The organism is Halobacillus karajensis, from assembly GCF_900108515.1.
Taxonomy (GTDB): Bacteria; Bacillota; Bacilli; order Bacillales; family Halobacillaceae; genus Halobacillus; species Halobacillus karajensis.
Window position 1 is genome coordinate 137,943 of sequence record NZ_FNWW01000005.1, and the last position, 15,495, is coordinate 153,437.

Here is a 15,495-nt window from a genome sequence, read left to right on the forward strand (position 1 = left end):
ATTAGTTACAGCTACCCAGGGCGACTATACATTTCATGATATGGTAAACTACGGATAGAGTATATAGATAAAGGACGGATGAACAATGGCGAAACCGAAACCGCCGGTACAGAAGAACCAAACGATAGAACTCAGCTTCGAAGATTTGACCCACGAAGGCAATGGGGTAGGAAAAGTCGATGGTTATCCACTTTTCGTTCCGTATGGCCTTCCAGGCGAAAAGGCGGAAGTCAAAGTAGTTAAAGTAAAAAAGAACTTCGGCTTTGGAAAACTTGTTAAAGTAACCGAAGCAAGTGACGACCGCGTGGAACCCCTTTGTGATGTTTTTTACCAATGCGGAGGCTGTCAGCTTCAGCATATGAGTTATCAGATGCAGCTTAATATGAAGCGTAAGCAAGTGAAAGATAATATGAAGAAAATCGGTCATCTTGAGCATGTGCCGGTACATCCAACGGTTGGCATGGAAGACCCTTGGCGCTACCGGAACAAAGTACAAATCCCAGTCGGGCAAAAAGAAGACGGCGAACTGATGACAGGGTTCTACCAAAAACGAAGCCATAACATTATCGATATGGATACATGTTTGATACAGGATGAAATGAACGATCGTATGGTCGAGAGTGTCCGCCGCATTGCTTCCAAGCACGGGATCGATGCTTACGACGAACAGACCCATCGTGGAGTTCTGAGACATATTATGGTCCGGACGGGTCAGAATACAAAAAATATTATGATCGTGATTGTAACAAAAACAAAAAAACTCCCCCATAAAGATAAGATGGTTGACGAAATCCGTGATGCTTTTCCAAACGTAAAGTCTATTGTTCATAACGTGAACAACGCCAAGACGAACGTAATCCTAGGAAAAGAAACCCATATCCTTTGGGGAGATGAATATATCTATGACACAATCGGTGATATCCGATTTATGATCTCACCGAAATCGTTCTATCAGGTCAATCCGACCCAGACGAAAAAGCTTTATGATAAGGCCCTTGCCTATGCCAACCTTAGTGGAGGTGAAACGGTAATTGATGCCTATTGCGGTATCGGTACAATTTCCTTATTCCTTGCTCAAAAAGCAAAGAAAGTCTATGGCGTTGAAATCGTCCCGGAAGCCGTTACAGATGCAAAGAAAAATGCCCGATTGAACAAGATGGACAACGCTGAATTTTACGTCGGCCAGGCTGAAGAACTCATGCCGTGGTGGCGGAATCAAGGACTAAGACCTGATGTAATTGTCGTTGACCCACCGAGAAAAGGCTGTGATGAAGCCCTCCTAAAAGCCATGCTTGATATGGAGCCTGAGCGAATTGTTTACGTTTCTTGTAACCCCTCCACGCTTGCCCGTGATTTGCGGATCCTAGAAGATGGGGGATATAAGACGAAGGAAGTGCAGCCTGTAGATATGTTCCCGCAGACGGCGCACGTGGAGTGTGTTACGTATTTGACCCCTAAATCATAGAGTTTTAAAAGAAGAACATAAGAGTGGTCACATTTTGACTACTCCTATGTTTTTTGAAGCCATGAATATGTACGGGTATATGGTAGGTCAAACAAAATTAAAAAAACAGAGAATTCCATAATTAGAGGAATCTCTGTTTTTTTAATGAAAACATTTTAGTTAGCCTTAATTAATTCTTGATCCAAGGCATTTAGAGCAAATTCATGAATCGTGATTTCCGGTCGGCTGCCCACACGAATGTTGAGCCCTGTTTGTCCAAGTCCCTCATTGATGTAAAAAGGTTTTCCATGTTGTTTATGAAGCCCTTTTATAATCTTCATTCTCGCTAGTTTGCCCATTTTCACAAGATGGTAGGCTTTTGGATAGCAGATTTGTCCGCCATGGAAGTGACCGGATAATAAATAATCAAAATGATAATTTTCCATGTGAAGCACGATGTTTGGGTCATGGGTTAGTACTAGGTTTGTTGATGGTTTAACGTTCTTATAGGCCATTTCTAATTCACTTCGTTTTGTACTAAAATCATCCACCCCGATAATATTTAGAGGATGGCCGTTGATATGAATCGTTTCACTTTCATTTCTTAAAACTTTACAATGGTGTTTCTCTAATGTGTGGATCAATGCATTAAGGTTTTCTTGTTTTAAAACATAATCATGGTTCCCAAGAACAGCATAGATTCCATATTTAGCATTTAAACGATTAAGAACCTGTAAATAAGGAACAAGCTTAGGGATTGTTCGTTTACGATCCAGGAAGTCCCCTGTCAGGGCAATTAAATCAAAGTTTTTATCTTTAAGATCCTCATAAAGTTGATTGGATGTAATCGAAATATTCTCAAGGTGTAAATCAGAGAGCTGAAGAATTTTCAAACTTGTTAATTGTTCGTTTGATCCTTCTGTATTTATTTTAATTTCATTTATAACAACATCACGGGTATTATAATAAAATTTGATTATAAAATATAAAAGCGGAATTATTATTGCTGATAATATAATAAAAATCATAAAATCCCCCTTCTAAATTTTTATTATACATGAAAATAAGTTAAATGGTTATGGTAATTGAATGAATACATCGTAGATATTTCCAAAAAAATATCTTTTTTACATTAATCGGAGGGGTTTTTGATGACACATAAAAGAAACATTTTATTTCTTCCATTCTTACAAATACCTTCCGGACATCATCAAGCTGCGGATGCTATCATTGATGAATTATCAGAAAAACATCCTGATATTAAGTGCGATAAAGTTGATATCCTCTCTTACAGTTACGGGAAGGTAGAAGCTTTTGTTTCCCTTACTTATTTGAAGTGGATACAAACCATTCCGCAATTCTACAACTGGCTTTATCAAAGTAGTGTCTATAAAAAGGGAGATTTCGACAAGCGGTACCATCTTTATGAGCTATTGTTTATACCTTTTATGAGGAAGCTGCTTAATGAGAAGAAACCTGATCTTATCGTATGTACTCATGCTCTCCCCTCCTATATGATCAATCGGTTAAAAGAGGTTCATGAGCTGCATATCCCCGTCATTAATATCTATACAGATTATTTTATTCATGAATTTTGGGGGATCAAACATATAGATTTTCATTTTACGTCTTCCCATCATATGAAAGAATTTTTATTGCACAAAGGGATAAAAGAGAATCAAATCGTGAATACAGGGATTCCCATACACCAGAAATTAAAAAACCACAGTGGAAGTGTGGGGAAGAGCCATCATTCTTTATCACTATTGATAACCGGTGGGAGTTTAGGGATTGGAGCAATTGGAGAATTAATTAAGAGAATGGGAACACATTCGATGATTGATTTTTTTGTATTATGCGGAAAAAATGAACAGTTATATGGAAAGTTAAAGAACTCTGGTAGGGCTAATATTGTTCCATTAAGGTATATAAAATGTAAAGACGAAATGAATAAGTTATACGATCAAATCGACGGAATTATAACAAAGCCTGGCGGAGTAACCATTAGTGAAAGCTTATATAAAAGGAAACCGATTTTTATTTATCATGCCTTACCCGGGCAAGAAGTCATCAATCTCCACCAGCTGAAAAAACTCGGACTTGTCTATGAATTGAACTATTGGAAAAGGCAGACACAGCCTATGGATGAATTCATCTACGCACTTTATAGAAATAAGAGTCAGTGGATGGAAGATCATCACCAATCCATTTCTCTATATCATCAACAGCTTTCAACTATTGGGCCGGTTGATTTTATCGAAAAGGTTATCTTCGAAAAGTAGAAGTGAAAAAGTGAATGGTAGACTTTGTTTTTTATATACGTGAACAGAGGTACGGTTTATGAATAAGTAATTGAATCAACTATTTTTTCAAGTCACAATTCCTTAGAGTGCATGATAATTAGAGGGAGGAGTATATTAAAAATAATAATATTGTTGGGAGGAGTTTATGCTATGGAAAGTGTACCGGTAGAACAACTTATTAGTGATTTAGAAAACTCATTTCGACCCCTAATGGAGAAAAATAATCTAGATGATATCGGAATTTTTGAGGAGGAAGGCCAGGGTGATTACTATCATCTTGGTTATACGGTCAAGAAAAATGAAAGGGTTTATATGGTGCATCTTCCGTTTATTAAAAGTGAAGATGGCCACCTGACTCTTGATAAACAGGAATGGATAGTAGAAACAGATGATCCCAACGCTGTAGATTTAAAAGGGTTCGATAAGATTGATGATGTCTTTCAGAGTCTTTTCAGATAAGTAAGTAAAATTTCGGATTGGTGAATGGGTGAACTGACTAAAAAACGATCACAAATGGATGATCACTTTTATAAATGATGCAACCACTAAAGGAACCTTATCTGAGGACCTTTTTTATGCCGCAGAAGGATGACGGCAGGACAGAACTGGTTTATTAAAGGGAATGACCGACATTTTTTGTTTCTCCAATAATAATAGGTATTCAGTAAAGGCGTACACACTAGGGGATAGCAAAGTTTTTGTGGTACTTGAATATTCTTTCTTTTAAAAGCCTATTTTAGTTATTTTCTTACTATAAGGGGATTAAAGGTTGTTTATAGTTCGCTTCGTAAATTGGTAATGAATAACTAACATAATACTTTCGTTCATGGAAAATATTAAAAAGGTCTTTAACAAATATTAGACCCATTGACTCCAATTTGTGGAGGAAATCGATTAGGAGGTAAAAGGATGGCGTTAGAAGAAAAAGAGCGAATTATTATTCCCGACGAAAACGGGGAAGAACATTTATTTGAAATATTGTTTACATTTGATGTGGATCAAACAAATGCAACTTATATCGCAGTATCTCCTGTGGATCAAATCGGAGGTAATGATGTAGATGTATTCCCCTTCCGGTATGAAGAAAAAGTGAACGATGAGGACGACCTTGCCTTATATCATATCGAATCGGATGAAGAATGGGAAATGGTGGATGAAGTGATAAATACGTTAACAGGTGAGGATTTGATTTAAGTTTGAGGCTTCAAATCCACAAACTTTTACCAGAATATCGTCTCAAGGGTAAAGGAACTGTTTTTCCAAATACATTCTAACAATTCCCTCATTATTAAGCTGATCGTAAGAGGTCTGAATTCTTGTATTAATCTCCTCATGCTTTACAAAAAAATTGTTTAGCCTTGATATATTATATTTTCATTCTATTTCTTTTACTTTAAAAAGGGAGCCAAATTAGTTTTAACTATAAATAAATTTACCATTAAAAATGAAGATGTTTGATATAGAGGCTGAAGCAATAATCTCCCAGGTTTTTCTATAGAACCTGGGCTTTTTTATGTCTTTTTCAATACAAAACCACTCCATTTTATTTTAATTCTCTTTTCTTTCTTTTATTATCTTTCTCTACCCACCTATAGCGTTAAAAGTCGGAAAGCCTATAGGAGAGAAATTCGGGGTCTACGAATCAGTCGTTTATATCAGAAGTGTAGGGGGATAAAGGAAAGGGGCCATGAAAGCAGGCGAATGTTCGATCAACCGTCCTTCTCGGGCTTAAGTAAGTGTTAAAAAAAGACCTATTTTATGGCATTTTCCTACAAATGCCGGCATCTCTTTCTAGTTCATTCATAGGATGGACTATTAAATGAAAAGAGGTGGTAGAATGTTAGGGTTCTCTATGATTCAATTAACCAAAACCCATAGTGAGAAGCTGGATAAGGAACTGCGTAAAAGTCTAGTTCATTTATATAAGCCTTTGCGCCGAACTCCTTGTTTTTTGCATCGCTCGATTGAAAAGTATTTAGAGAAGCGGAAAAAATTCCCGGTCATTATTGAATTTGAAGAAGAAAAGGTGATGTATTCCGGTATAAGTAAGGTTCATGACCTGGTGGGTAAAGAGAAACACTGCAAGGTTGAGCATGAATTTCCAAGTACATGCTGTTGTTCTGGAGTATTAACCGCATCAGCCATTGAAAAAATACTTTCCGACGATTGCCACATTAAAAAAATCTATTATGATCGGGAGGTAATGGCTTTATTGGATGTGGCTTCTCCGGCTGTTCATGCTCATGCATTGAACCAAATGGGGTTAACTGGTAAAGGTGTGAATATCGCAGTTGTAGATACCGGTGTTTATCCGCACCAGGATTTAACCCAGCCAGAAAATCGGTTGATTGCTTTTAAGGATGTCGTTAATAACCGTGAAGAGGCTTATGATGATAATGGACATGGAACTCACTGTGCGGGGGATGCTGCAGGTAATGGTTTTGCCTCTAATGATAAGTATCAGGGTCCTGCTCCAGAGGCTGGAATTATTGGGGTTAAAGTCCTTAACCAGATGGGGTCAGGCTCTCTTTCGACGATTATTGCAGGTATCCAATGGTGTATCGATCATAAAGAAGAATATCAGATTGATATCCTCTCTTTATCTTTAGGTGCGGCTGCCGATGAGTCTGACTGTGATGATCCACTTGTCCAAATTGTTGATCAAGCATGGGAAAGTGGCATTGTTGTTATTGTAGCTGCTGGGAACTCAGGTCCAGATCAAAGGACAGTTGCCACACCTGGCATCAGTTCGAAGGTGATTACTGTAGGTGCTGTCGATGATAGAAATACGGTGGAACGCAGCGATGAACAGATTGCTTCTTTTTCAAGTCGAGGTCCTGCTTGTGGCGAAGATTCAAAACCAGATTTGGTTACTCCAGGTGTGAATATTGTTTCCTTAAGGTCGCCAGGATCTTACCTTGATAAAACCTCAAAATCAAATCGTGTAGAAAACGACTACTTCAATTTATCTGGTACCTCTATGGCTACCCCGATTTGTGCAGGGGTCGCTGCATTAATCCTTCAAGAACATCCAGAATATACTCCAGATCAAGTCAAACAACAGCTTCTTGCAGGAGCCGTGGATATCGGGTTACCGCCCTATGTCCAGGGGGCAGGGTACTTGGATGCAGAAAAAGCATTGGAGTTTACAGGAAGAGAAGAGTAAGGTGGGGAATTATTAAGGAAACCATACGAAGCGGAAATTAAATTCCTTATTTTCTACAAAGCTGGCTGAATGCCGGCTTTTTTCTTTTCTCTAAGAGGATACGAATCCCTTTTCCTAGGAAAAGTTGTGGAAAGCGAAGGAGAAGGGGGGACTTGTTGTCATTCCTCATCCCCTTCCTGACATCAAGAATACGGGAGGCTCTTAAGTTTTATTATTAGGAAAAGTTTTTTGTGTATGTTCTTCCCACCACTTCAAAGCGCTGTATAATATAGCCGATCCGTCACCGGTAAAAGGAACAAAATTAAACAGGTTTAGGATGCAAAGCATAGAGAAAAGGTGGCTATAGATACTTTCAGAAAAATAAAGCATCGCTCCCCCAATAAAAGGAAGAATCAAGTTAGGTGCAGTTGAAATCCAGAATATTTGACCATACTGGTGATCGTTCTCATATACTACTTTCCCACCGAAAGGATGAATGTTTATCGAAATTACCTTTTTTTTAAATAATAGAATAAAAAGTAAATGAATCAGTTCATGTAAAACTAATACAAGAAATAATAGGGCATAAATGAGGAGACAAGCTTTTCCAAGAATAAGGAAGTTCTCCATATTAAGCGGTACTTGTTCTCGTCCTGAATTTACGTAAAATCAAAACACTGATACATAAAATCACAAGCCATGCTAGATATGTGAAAAGGACTTGTGTGGTGAGAGAAAATGTGGTGAATAATTCTTCCTCATTCATAGTCATATCAATTTGTAAACCTAACTTAGAACGGTAGATACCTGATTCATCTATTGAGAATAATGTAACAAAGTAATCTATTAAAAAAGCGGCTAAATAGATCACTGTTCCAATGAAAATCCATTTGGTTAATTTCATAATTTTTTTTCTTCACTCCTCCAATTCTTTCGATTGAATCTGGAAAAATCCCAAGATGGTATTGTATCCTTCTCTTCAGATTGTAAAAGCAAGAAGTATTTCATCATAATTAATAGAAGGTAAACAATGATGAAGATGAAAAAACTTTTGGCTACAAGATAGATAGAAACAGCTAGAACCACACATAATATTGAAGCAGTGAATTCATTGACAGAACTCTTACTTTTAGGGAAGAGGATACTCATCACAACCGCGGATTCAAAGATAATTAAACCATAGTAAGCACTATCCCAATAATCACTACTTAAGGTGAGAGCAAACAAGATAAGTGGAAGGTTCAATACTAGACTGATTCCTGTAGTGATAACTGTTTCCTTAACTGGAGTAATAGTAAAAAAGCGATTCATGCCTCTATATGATAACGTTGTATTAAAGTATCGGATCCCTATAAAGGATAATAATGGGTAAACATAAGAAAAGGTCGTCGCTGCAATAAAAAAGTCTTTGGTGTCCCATAAGGCTAAAGTAAAGAAAAGCAATGCAATCCCTAAAACGCGGAACATAAGCTTGTTCCTTAAGAATCCCAATAAGATTAAAGTAAACGTATTCACTCGCTTACCCCATCGAAACAGAAAAAACTCTTCTCCATAATAAATGCCGGTTTGATCTTCTTCTTTACTGTAATAAATGAGCATCAGGAGTAATGCAACTCCGATGAGAAGAATCGAAATAAGAAGGATCATAATTAAACCGTTTAGTTCCATATTCAGATTTTGGATACTCTGATCAATTTTGAAACGGAATACAAATAAATGAAAGAAAAGCAGGACAACAAGTAATCCATGGTTAAGGTTGTACGTCGTTAATTTTAGTTTCTCTCCTAGGACATGAAAGATAAAATGATAGAAAAGAATACTGAAAAAAAACAGCAATTGACAGTAAACGAAGACAAGTAAACTGACCAGCCAAGGGAAGTAAAATAATTTCAGCAGTGGAATAATAATCGCAAATACGATTAAAAACGCTCCATAGCTGAGCACCAATTTGAATAACATGCTGCCTAACCAAATGCTTCCCTTTTCAAATGGGAGGATTTTTAATTGATATTGCATTTTACCTGTCAATGAAAAGGTGATCGTGACAATCAAATAAATAAAACCTGTAATAATAATGAGTACATTTGTCAGGCTGGAAAATAATATATTCTTCATACCACTGTTGCTTTGGTCTTCCGTAATGAACATTTGATTATATTGAGATAGATTTAATAGATAATAAGCGATGTAAATGGCCACTAGTAATCCTAAAAGGATATAGCGGTTTCTTTTTTTTTGAAACATAGGATTTGCCAAAAGATTATGGAAAACCTCATGCATTAAGAGTTTGGTTATGGTGTAAGAATCGGTCAATTTGTTCATAATAATTTTTTAATTCCCCATTATTTATTACGATTTCTTCAATCATAGAAATGTCCTCAATATTTTCTATTCTCCCTTTATTTAAAAGGTGAACCTTCGCTTGTTTATTCCGGCTGATATAATCCATGTTATGAGAAATAAGAATGAACTTCCGATTAGTTGCAAAGCGTTCGATTAAGTATTCTGTAAGCAAATAGCTCTCATAATCAAGCCCATTAAATACTTCATCTGCTAAAATATAGCGGACATCTAACGCTAGCGCGATCGCTATTTGTAATTTTTTCTTCATTCCGTATGAATAATCACCAATTTTTTGGTTAAGGCGATCCTTCAAGTGGTAGAGATCAATGATAAAATGGAATAAGTCATGATCCGGATTCTCATATCTGGAAAATACGAAGTGAGCGTATTCTCTCCCTGACAAATATTCAGGTAAGTAAAAATCAGAAGGGATATAATACATAAACTTTTTTGCAGCCTTTTCTCTTCTATCTTCCCCGTGAATAGTGATTTCTCCTTGTTCAAAAGGAATGATGTCACAAATACAATTAAAAAGCGTCGTTTTTCCTGACCCATTGATACCTACAAGGATGTCTATGCCTTTAGAATCAAATGAAAGAGTTAAGTTTTTCAACACTTTGTTGTTTCTATATGATTTTATTAATCCGTCTATTTTTATCATATCAGTCAACCTTATGAGTATTTTTTGTATGGGTTTGGAGAATAGATGTTTTATGTTTTAATTAGGTTTACACCCAATTCCTATGTTCCATACCTTAGGCCAATTCCATTTTACTTGCCCTGAGAATGAATAGCCTTTGCTTGTACAATAGTAAGCATAGCCTATGCCACCAATCACGGCTATCAAAATAATTACCCAAATAATCCATTTGTTTTCAATTACGTCCTGGTATTTAACCTCTAGATGATTTTTCAGTGAATAAAGCCAATTAAGTAAAACTAGTTGAAAATCATGTAAAGCTGTCAACTTAGTTTCCCCCTCCGCTCTCCGCTATTCTCCAAACCATACGGTTATGAGATAAATCACCTCATATGTAAATTATATCCATTTATACTATTAAATACATAGTCCTAAAGATGGAATTTTCTGAATGATCCTGATGGAGAGCATAATGCTCTATGAACATTGGCCAGAAACAATGTTCCTGTTTTTTGTTTATCTTATAAAGTTGGCAGGGGGAGCAAAATCCTCTGGGGTGTTTCTTGGAAAGAAAATACCTTACCGGGGACATCTGGAGCGGAAGACTCTGCTCCAGACATTCGGGTAAGGTACAGAATGATTAGGCGTGATGAGACATTGCATTTTTGTTTGTTTTAATGTCGAAACGATCGGCATTCATGATTTTCACCCATGCCGATACGAAATCCTTCACAAACTTCACATGGTTGTCTTCTTGTGCATATACTTCGGCAATGGCACGGAGGATAGAGTTTGAACCAAAGACAAGGTCAACGCGGGTGGCTTTACGGACCACTTCACCAGTTTTGCGGTCACGACCTACATATTCATTATCATCACTTGGCTTCCATTCAATCCCCATATCAAGCAAGTTCACGAAAAAGTCATTCGTAAGTGTACCGATCTGATTGGTAAACACACCATGGGCGGTGCTATTATAATTTGCTCCAAGTGCACGCATACCACCGATAAGTACAGTCATTTCAGGTGCTGAGAGACCGAGCAGCTGTGCTTTGTCTACCAGTAATTCCTCTGGACTTAATGTATATTTCTTTTTAGCATAATTGCGGAATCCATCCGCCATCGGCTCCAGAACTTCAAAGCTTTCCGTATCCGTTTGTTCTTCTGTCGCGTCTCCACGCCCACCAGTAAATGGGACGGTTACTTCAACACCTGCATCTTTGGCTGCCTTTTCAACGGCAGCACTACCACCAAGGACAATTAAATCTGCCAGGCTGATATTTTTATCGAAATCATTTTGGATTTTTTCGTACACAGTGAGCACTTTTTCAAGCTGTGCGGGTTCGTTAACTTCCCAGTCTTTTTGAGGAGCGAGACGAATGCGGGCACCATTTGCACCCCCGCGCATATCTGAACCGCGGTATGTGCTTGCAGAAGCCCATGCTGTTTTCACAAGCTCACTAATCGTCAAACCGGAGTCCAGGATGTCCGCCTTCAGGTGTGCGACCTCGTCGTCTGTTAACTCATAATCGACGGGTGGAATTGGATCCTGCCAAATTAAATTTTCTTCTGGTACTTCCGGACCGAGATACCTGGATTTTGGCCCCATGTCACGATGGAGAAGTTTGAACCATGCGCGGGCGAATGTATCAGCGAATTCGTCCGGATTTTTATGGAAATGTCGTGAAATCTTTTCATAATCGGGGTCTGTACGTAACGCCATATCAGCAGTGGTCATAAATGTAGGGACTTTGATCGATGAATCTTCAGCATCTGGAGCAAGGTCTTCGTCCTCAGGGTTGACCGGTGCCCATTGGTTTGCTCCTGCCGCACTTTGAGTAAGTTCCCACTCATAGCCGAATAATAAATCATAGTAGCCGTTATCCCATACAGTTGGGTTAGCCGTCCATGCTCCGTCCACACCACTTGTAATGGTGTCACGTCCTTTTCCGCTTCTGTGAGAGCTCTTCCAACCTAAGCCCATATCTTCAATATCCGCTGCTTCCGGAGAAGCTCCGACTTTCTCAGGATCTCCTGCTCCGTGGGCTTTCCCGAATGTATGTCCTCCAGCAATCAAGGCGACGGTTTCTTCATCATTCATTCCCATCCGTGCAAATGTTTCACGAATGTCGCGTGCACTTGCAAGAGGGTCTGGATTTCCGTTTGGACCTTCAGGGTTCACATAGATTAGTCCCATTTGCACAGCGGCCAGAGGGTTTTCAAGCTCGCGATCTCCGGAGTAACGATTGTCACCAAGCCACTCTTTTTCGTTGCCCCAGTATACGTCTTCTTCAGGGTGCCACACGTCTTCGCGTCCTGCACCGAAACCAAAAGTCTTCAAGCCCATGGATTCGAGGGCAACATTTCCAGTAAGGACGAGTAAGTCTGCCCATGAAATCTTATTCCCGTATTTTTGCTTAATCGGCCAAAGTAAGCGGCGTGCTTTATCAAGGTTCGCGTTATCCGGCCAGCTGTTCAGTGGTGCAAAGCGCTGTGTACCTGTCGCACCTCCACCGCGTCCGTCTCCCGTACGATAGGTCCCGGCCGCGTGCCATGACATGCGGATAAAGAGAGGGCCATAATGGCCGAAATCCGCTGGCCAACAATCCTGACTGTCTGTCATTAGTTCATGGAGGTCCTGTTTTAGTGCGTAATAGTCGAGCTTGTTGAATTCTTCTTCATAATCGAAGTCTTCTCCCATCGGGTTTGACTTCGTATCGTGCTGATGCAAAATGTGTAGATTTAGCTGGTTTGGCCACCAGTCTTTATTGGTTGTACCAACTTTCGTGGTTGTAACAGCACTTTCTTCCTTATTTGTTCCGTGTGATACAGGGCATTTTCCAGCATGACTGTCTGGCCTTACATTCTTGTCCATGTGTCACTCTCCCTCTTGTATTTGTCGAAAAATTATAATCTATCTTAATTTAAAATTATAATAAAAAAGTGGGTGATTTGGAAGAAAGATACATCCTTTTTACAAAAAACATCCCCTCCTGCTAAATGGAAACTTTCGGTTAATAAAATGGGGGGACAGGAAAATTCAATGATGGTATAGGATCTTTGCTCCTTTCTTTTGTATTGCTTAAAGGCGCTTCTCACAAATCTTTTATGATTGAAAAATAAGTCATATGTGTATAGGATGTAATCATTGATTCTATTGAAATAGATGCACTTAGAACAACTTAAAAAATCCTTGAGACTAGATAGGGGAATGATTGTGCGTCCTATATCCAACTACTTATACATATTTTATTCGTTTGTCTTTATCCTGAATGTGGTTCATGTATTCTGGGACCATCCCACCCTTTATTCCATCATTGGTGTGCTCGGGATGGTGATGACGGCTATCAGCTTCCCTCGAGCTGACCGCGTCTTTAAAATTCTAGGAGTTGTCCTGCTGGGGGCGGGTGCTTTCTTCTTTTTTTCAGGTGAAGCGGTGTGGAGGGATATTCCAACGTTTTTTGCTGGTAACATTGGACTTCTTTTCTTACTGTCTATGCTTCCTTGGATGAATAGTGTCGTGAAAGCGGGCAGGTATAATAAACTTCTTCAATCCCTGTTGGGAAATAACGCAAGAGGGCTTGGATCTCTGTACATCCGAAGTGAAATGACAATGGTTTCATTGGCAGCATTTTTAAATTTATCGTCAGCTACGATAGCTCAGGATTTATTGAAGGAACAATTGAAAGACGCGAAAACGAAAATAAAGAACAGTTTTATCCTAATGGCAACATTAAGAGGGTATTCGCTGGCACTATTGTGGAGTCCTCTCGAAATTTTACTCGCCACTTCCATCTTTATTACAGGTGCCAATTATTTAGAAGTTTTGCCCTGGATGTTGTTGATTGCTATCTTGGGAATTGCGATGGATTCTTTTATAGGAAAAATGATGTTTCGGAAAGAGGGAATTAACCCACCATCTGATAAAGAGAAGGCACCAGAACAAAGCAGGAAGAAGTTGACGACATTTATTTTCGCTCTTGTCCTTTTTTTATCTATTGTTGTGTTCCTGGGTAATATTATCCAGTTGGACTTTCTGTTCGCCGTTACCATTGCGATTTTTCCATTTGCCTTTCTGTGGGCTGTGTTCGTGAAGAGAACAAGGAGCTTTTTGCAGATCGGCTGGTCAAATTGGAAATGGAAGACCAACCACTTAAGTAACTTTATTGTCTTGTTGTTATCCCTCTCCTTTTTAACAGTTACGTTGAATCAGTCGCCTTATTTACAATACTTGCAAGATCCGATTGTGTCCCTTGAAGGGAATCCACTTCTCATTATGCTTTTTATACAGGCCGCATTTTTGGTCATGACGGTATTAGGTGTCCACCCACTTGCTACGATGGGGATTTTCGGAGGAGTCAGCGAATTACTACTTGGAGCTTTTCCTCCCGTTACGTTGACCATCCTTCTTGCTTCTTGTGCGATTGCTACCGTTCCATCCGCACCTTATGGGTTAATTGTTACGATGACTTCGGTGGCTTTAAGAATGAACCCATATCAAATTGTATTGAGGAATCTGCCATACAGTCTTTTTTTGGGGTTTTTAGGGGTCGGGATTTCGTTGCTGACATTACTGATTTACTAATAAACAAGGGATATAATCGCTCTCATGTGTGTTGGATTGCATACGTATGATTCTTTTCCTTTATGTTGGACAGGTTAATAATTATCCTAATTCATGCCGCAATAATGGAAATCATTGATTTGTTTATAGTGCAGGGATTTGGAAACTCTATAAAAGATCTTTCTTTTAAAGGAGCTAATTCAATGTTCTCACACATCAAAGACTTACAATACAATGCAAAACCTTCGCAGCCGGATCCTGTTTATGCAAAAAAACTGCAGGAAATTTTGGGCGGCCAATTCGGAGAGATTTCAGTCATGATGCAGTACCTCTTCCAGGGGTGGAACTGCAGAGGGAATAGCAAATATAGAGATATGCTTTTGGATATAGGAACAGAGGAAATAGCCCATGTGGAGATGATTGCCACTATGATTGCTCAATTACTGGAGGGGGCTCCTGCTCATGATCAAGACCAAGCAGCCCAGGACCCTGTCGTTGAGGCTGTCCTTGGTGGAATGAACCCACAGCACGCGGTTGTTAATGGTTTAGGAGCCCAGCCCAATGACAGTGCTGGATATCCATGGAATGCCCGTTATACTATTGCAAGTGGGAACTTGCTTGCTGATTTTAGAGCTAATTTAAACGCAGAGTCTCAAGGAAGGCTTCAGGCTGTTCGCCTTTATGAAATGACCACAGACCCCGGAGTCAGGGATATGCTTTCTTTTTTAATTGCCAGAGATAAAATGCACCAAAACCAATGGATGGCAGCCATTGAGGAATTAGAGCAAATGGAGGGGGCAGTTGTGCCAAACACCTTCAACTCAGACCATGAAAGACAGGACGTCGCCTATACATTCATGAATTTCTCAGAAGGAGAAGAAAGTAGTCAGGGACGTTGGGCGCAAGGGAGCTCTATGGACGGAAAAGGGACGTTCAGTTATGTCCAAAATCCGGACGCTGTAGGGCAAAAGCCAGAATTGACCCCTGCGCCAGCGTTTATCCATGGTACTCTTCCTTCTACACCATCCCAAGAAAAAGATATCTAACATTAGAGAA

At 39.1% G+C, this 15,495-nt stretch carries 13 protein-coding genes; 7 read left to right on the forward strand and 6 right to left on the reverse strand.

The genetic code is table 11. The features are described 5' to 3' along the window. Nucleotides 1-85: 85 nt before the first annotated feature. Nucleotides 86-1,465, forward strand: a complete 1,380-nt coding sequence (gene rlmD / locus BLW54_RS11760) for a 23S rRNA (uracil(1939)-C(5))-methyltransferase RlmD (protein ID WP_074734851.1) — start codon at nt 86-88, stop codon at nt 1,463-1,465. A 155-nt stretch (nt 1,466-1,620) separates the two neighbouring features. On the opposite strand, the gene BLW54_RS11765 is transcribed toward rlmD, so the two are convergent. Further along, nucleotides 1,621-2,472, reverse strand: a complete 852-nt coding sequence (locus tag BLW54_RS11765; protein WP_035570122.1) for a metallophosphoesterase — start codon at nt 2,470-2,472, stop codon at nt 1,621-1,623. Between the two features lie 123 nt (nt 2,473-2,595). On the opposite strand from BLW54_RS11765, the gene BLW54_RS11770 reads away from it, so the two are divergent. The 4 genes from BLW54_RS11770 to BLW54_RS11785 all read left to right on the forward strand — a co-directional run bounded on the left by BLW54_RS11770 (nt 2,596) and on the right by BLW54_RS11785 (nt 6,913). Continuing rightward, nucleotides 2,596-3,726: an MGDG synthase family glycosyltransferase gene (locus BLW54_RS11770; protein ID WP_074734854.1), complete on the forward strand. Its 1,131-nt coding sequence runs from the start codon at nt 2,596-2,598 to the stop codon at nt 3,724-3,726. Between the two features lie 171 nt (nt 3,727-3,897). After that, nucleotides 3,898-4,206 carry a DUF5634 family protein gene (locus BLW54_RS11775; RefSeq protein ID WP_035508369.1) on the forward strand — a complete coding sequence of 103 codons (309 nt, stop codon included), beginning with the start codon at nt 3,898-3,900 and terminating at the stop codon, nt 4,204-4,206. Between the two features lie 450 nt (nt 4,207-4,656). Continuing rightward, on the forward strand, nt 4,657-4,941 hold the full coding sequence (locus tag BLW54_RS11780; protein ID WP_074734857.1) for a DUF1292 domain-containing protein: 285 nt from the start codon (nt 4,657-4,659) through the stop codon (nt 4,939-4,941). Nucleotides 4,942-5,584: 643 nt separating this feature from the next. Next, nucleotides 5,585-6,913: a S8 family peptidase gene (locus BLW54_RS11785; RefSeq protein ID WP_074734860.1), complete on the forward strand. Its 1,329-nt coding sequence runs from the start codon at nt 5,585-5,587 to the stop codon at nt 6,911-6,913. Nucleotides 6,914-7,114: 201 nt separating this feature from the next. Here BLW54_RS11785 and BLW54_RS21315 read toward each other — a convergent pair whose 3' ends face one another. The 5 genes from BLW54_RS21315 to katG form a co-directional block, all read right to left on the reverse strand. Continuing rightward, on the reverse strand, nt 7,115-7,522 hold the full coding sequence (locus tag BLW54_RS21315; protein ID WP_035508370.1) for a metalloprotease family protein: 408 nt from the start codon (nt 7,520-7,522) through the stop codon (nt 7,115-7,117). A 270-nt stretch (nt 7,523-7,792) separates the two neighbouring features. Further along, a complete protein-coding gene (locus BLW54_RS11800; RefSeq protein ID WP_071414303.1) occupies nt 7,793-9,148 on the reverse strand; it encodes a hypothetical protein in 1,356 nt (451 codons plus the stop codon). A gap of 16 nt (nt 9,149-9,164) precedes the next feature. Further along, nucleotides 9,165-9,896, reverse strand: a complete 732-nt coding sequence (locus tag BLW54_RS11805) for an ATP-binding cassette domain-containing protein (protein ID WP_074734864.1) — start codon at nt 9,894-9,896, stop codon at nt 9,165-9,167. Between the two features lie 57 nt (nt 9,897-9,953). Continuing rightward, a complete protein-coding gene (locus BLW54_RS11810) occupies nt 9,954-10,202 on the reverse strand; it encodes a hypothetical protein (protein WP_051744122.1) in 249 nt (82 codons plus the stop codon). Between the two features lie 313 nt (nt 10,203-10,515). Further along, the gene (gene katG / locus BLW54_RS11815) at nt 10,516-12,750 is read right to left on the reverse strand and encodes a catalase/peroxidase HPI (RefSeq protein WP_074734866.1); all 2,235 of its coding nucleotides are present in this window, start codon (nt 12,748-12,750) and stop codon (nt 10,516-10,518) included. A 342-nt stretch (nt 12,751-13,092) separates the two neighbouring features. Here katG and BLW54_RS11820 point away from each other — a divergent pair, with 342 nt between their 5' ends. Together BLW54_RS11820 and BLW54_RS11825 are read left to right on the forward strand one after the other, a co-directional pair. Continuing rightward, entirely contained in the window at nt 13,093-14,460 is a 1,368-nt protein-coding gene (locus BLW54_RS11820) for an LTA synthase family protein (RefSeq protein ID WP_439330199.1), read from the forward strand. A 182-nt stretch (nt 14,461-14,642) separates the two neighbouring features. Continuing rightward, on the forward strand, nt 14,643-15,485 hold the full coding sequence (locus tag BLW54_RS11825; RefSeq protein WP_074734868.1) for a manganese catalase: 843 nt from the start codon (nt 14,643-14,645) through the stop codon (nt 15,483-15,485). The last annotated feature ends 10 nt before the right edge of the window (nt 15,486-15,495 follow it).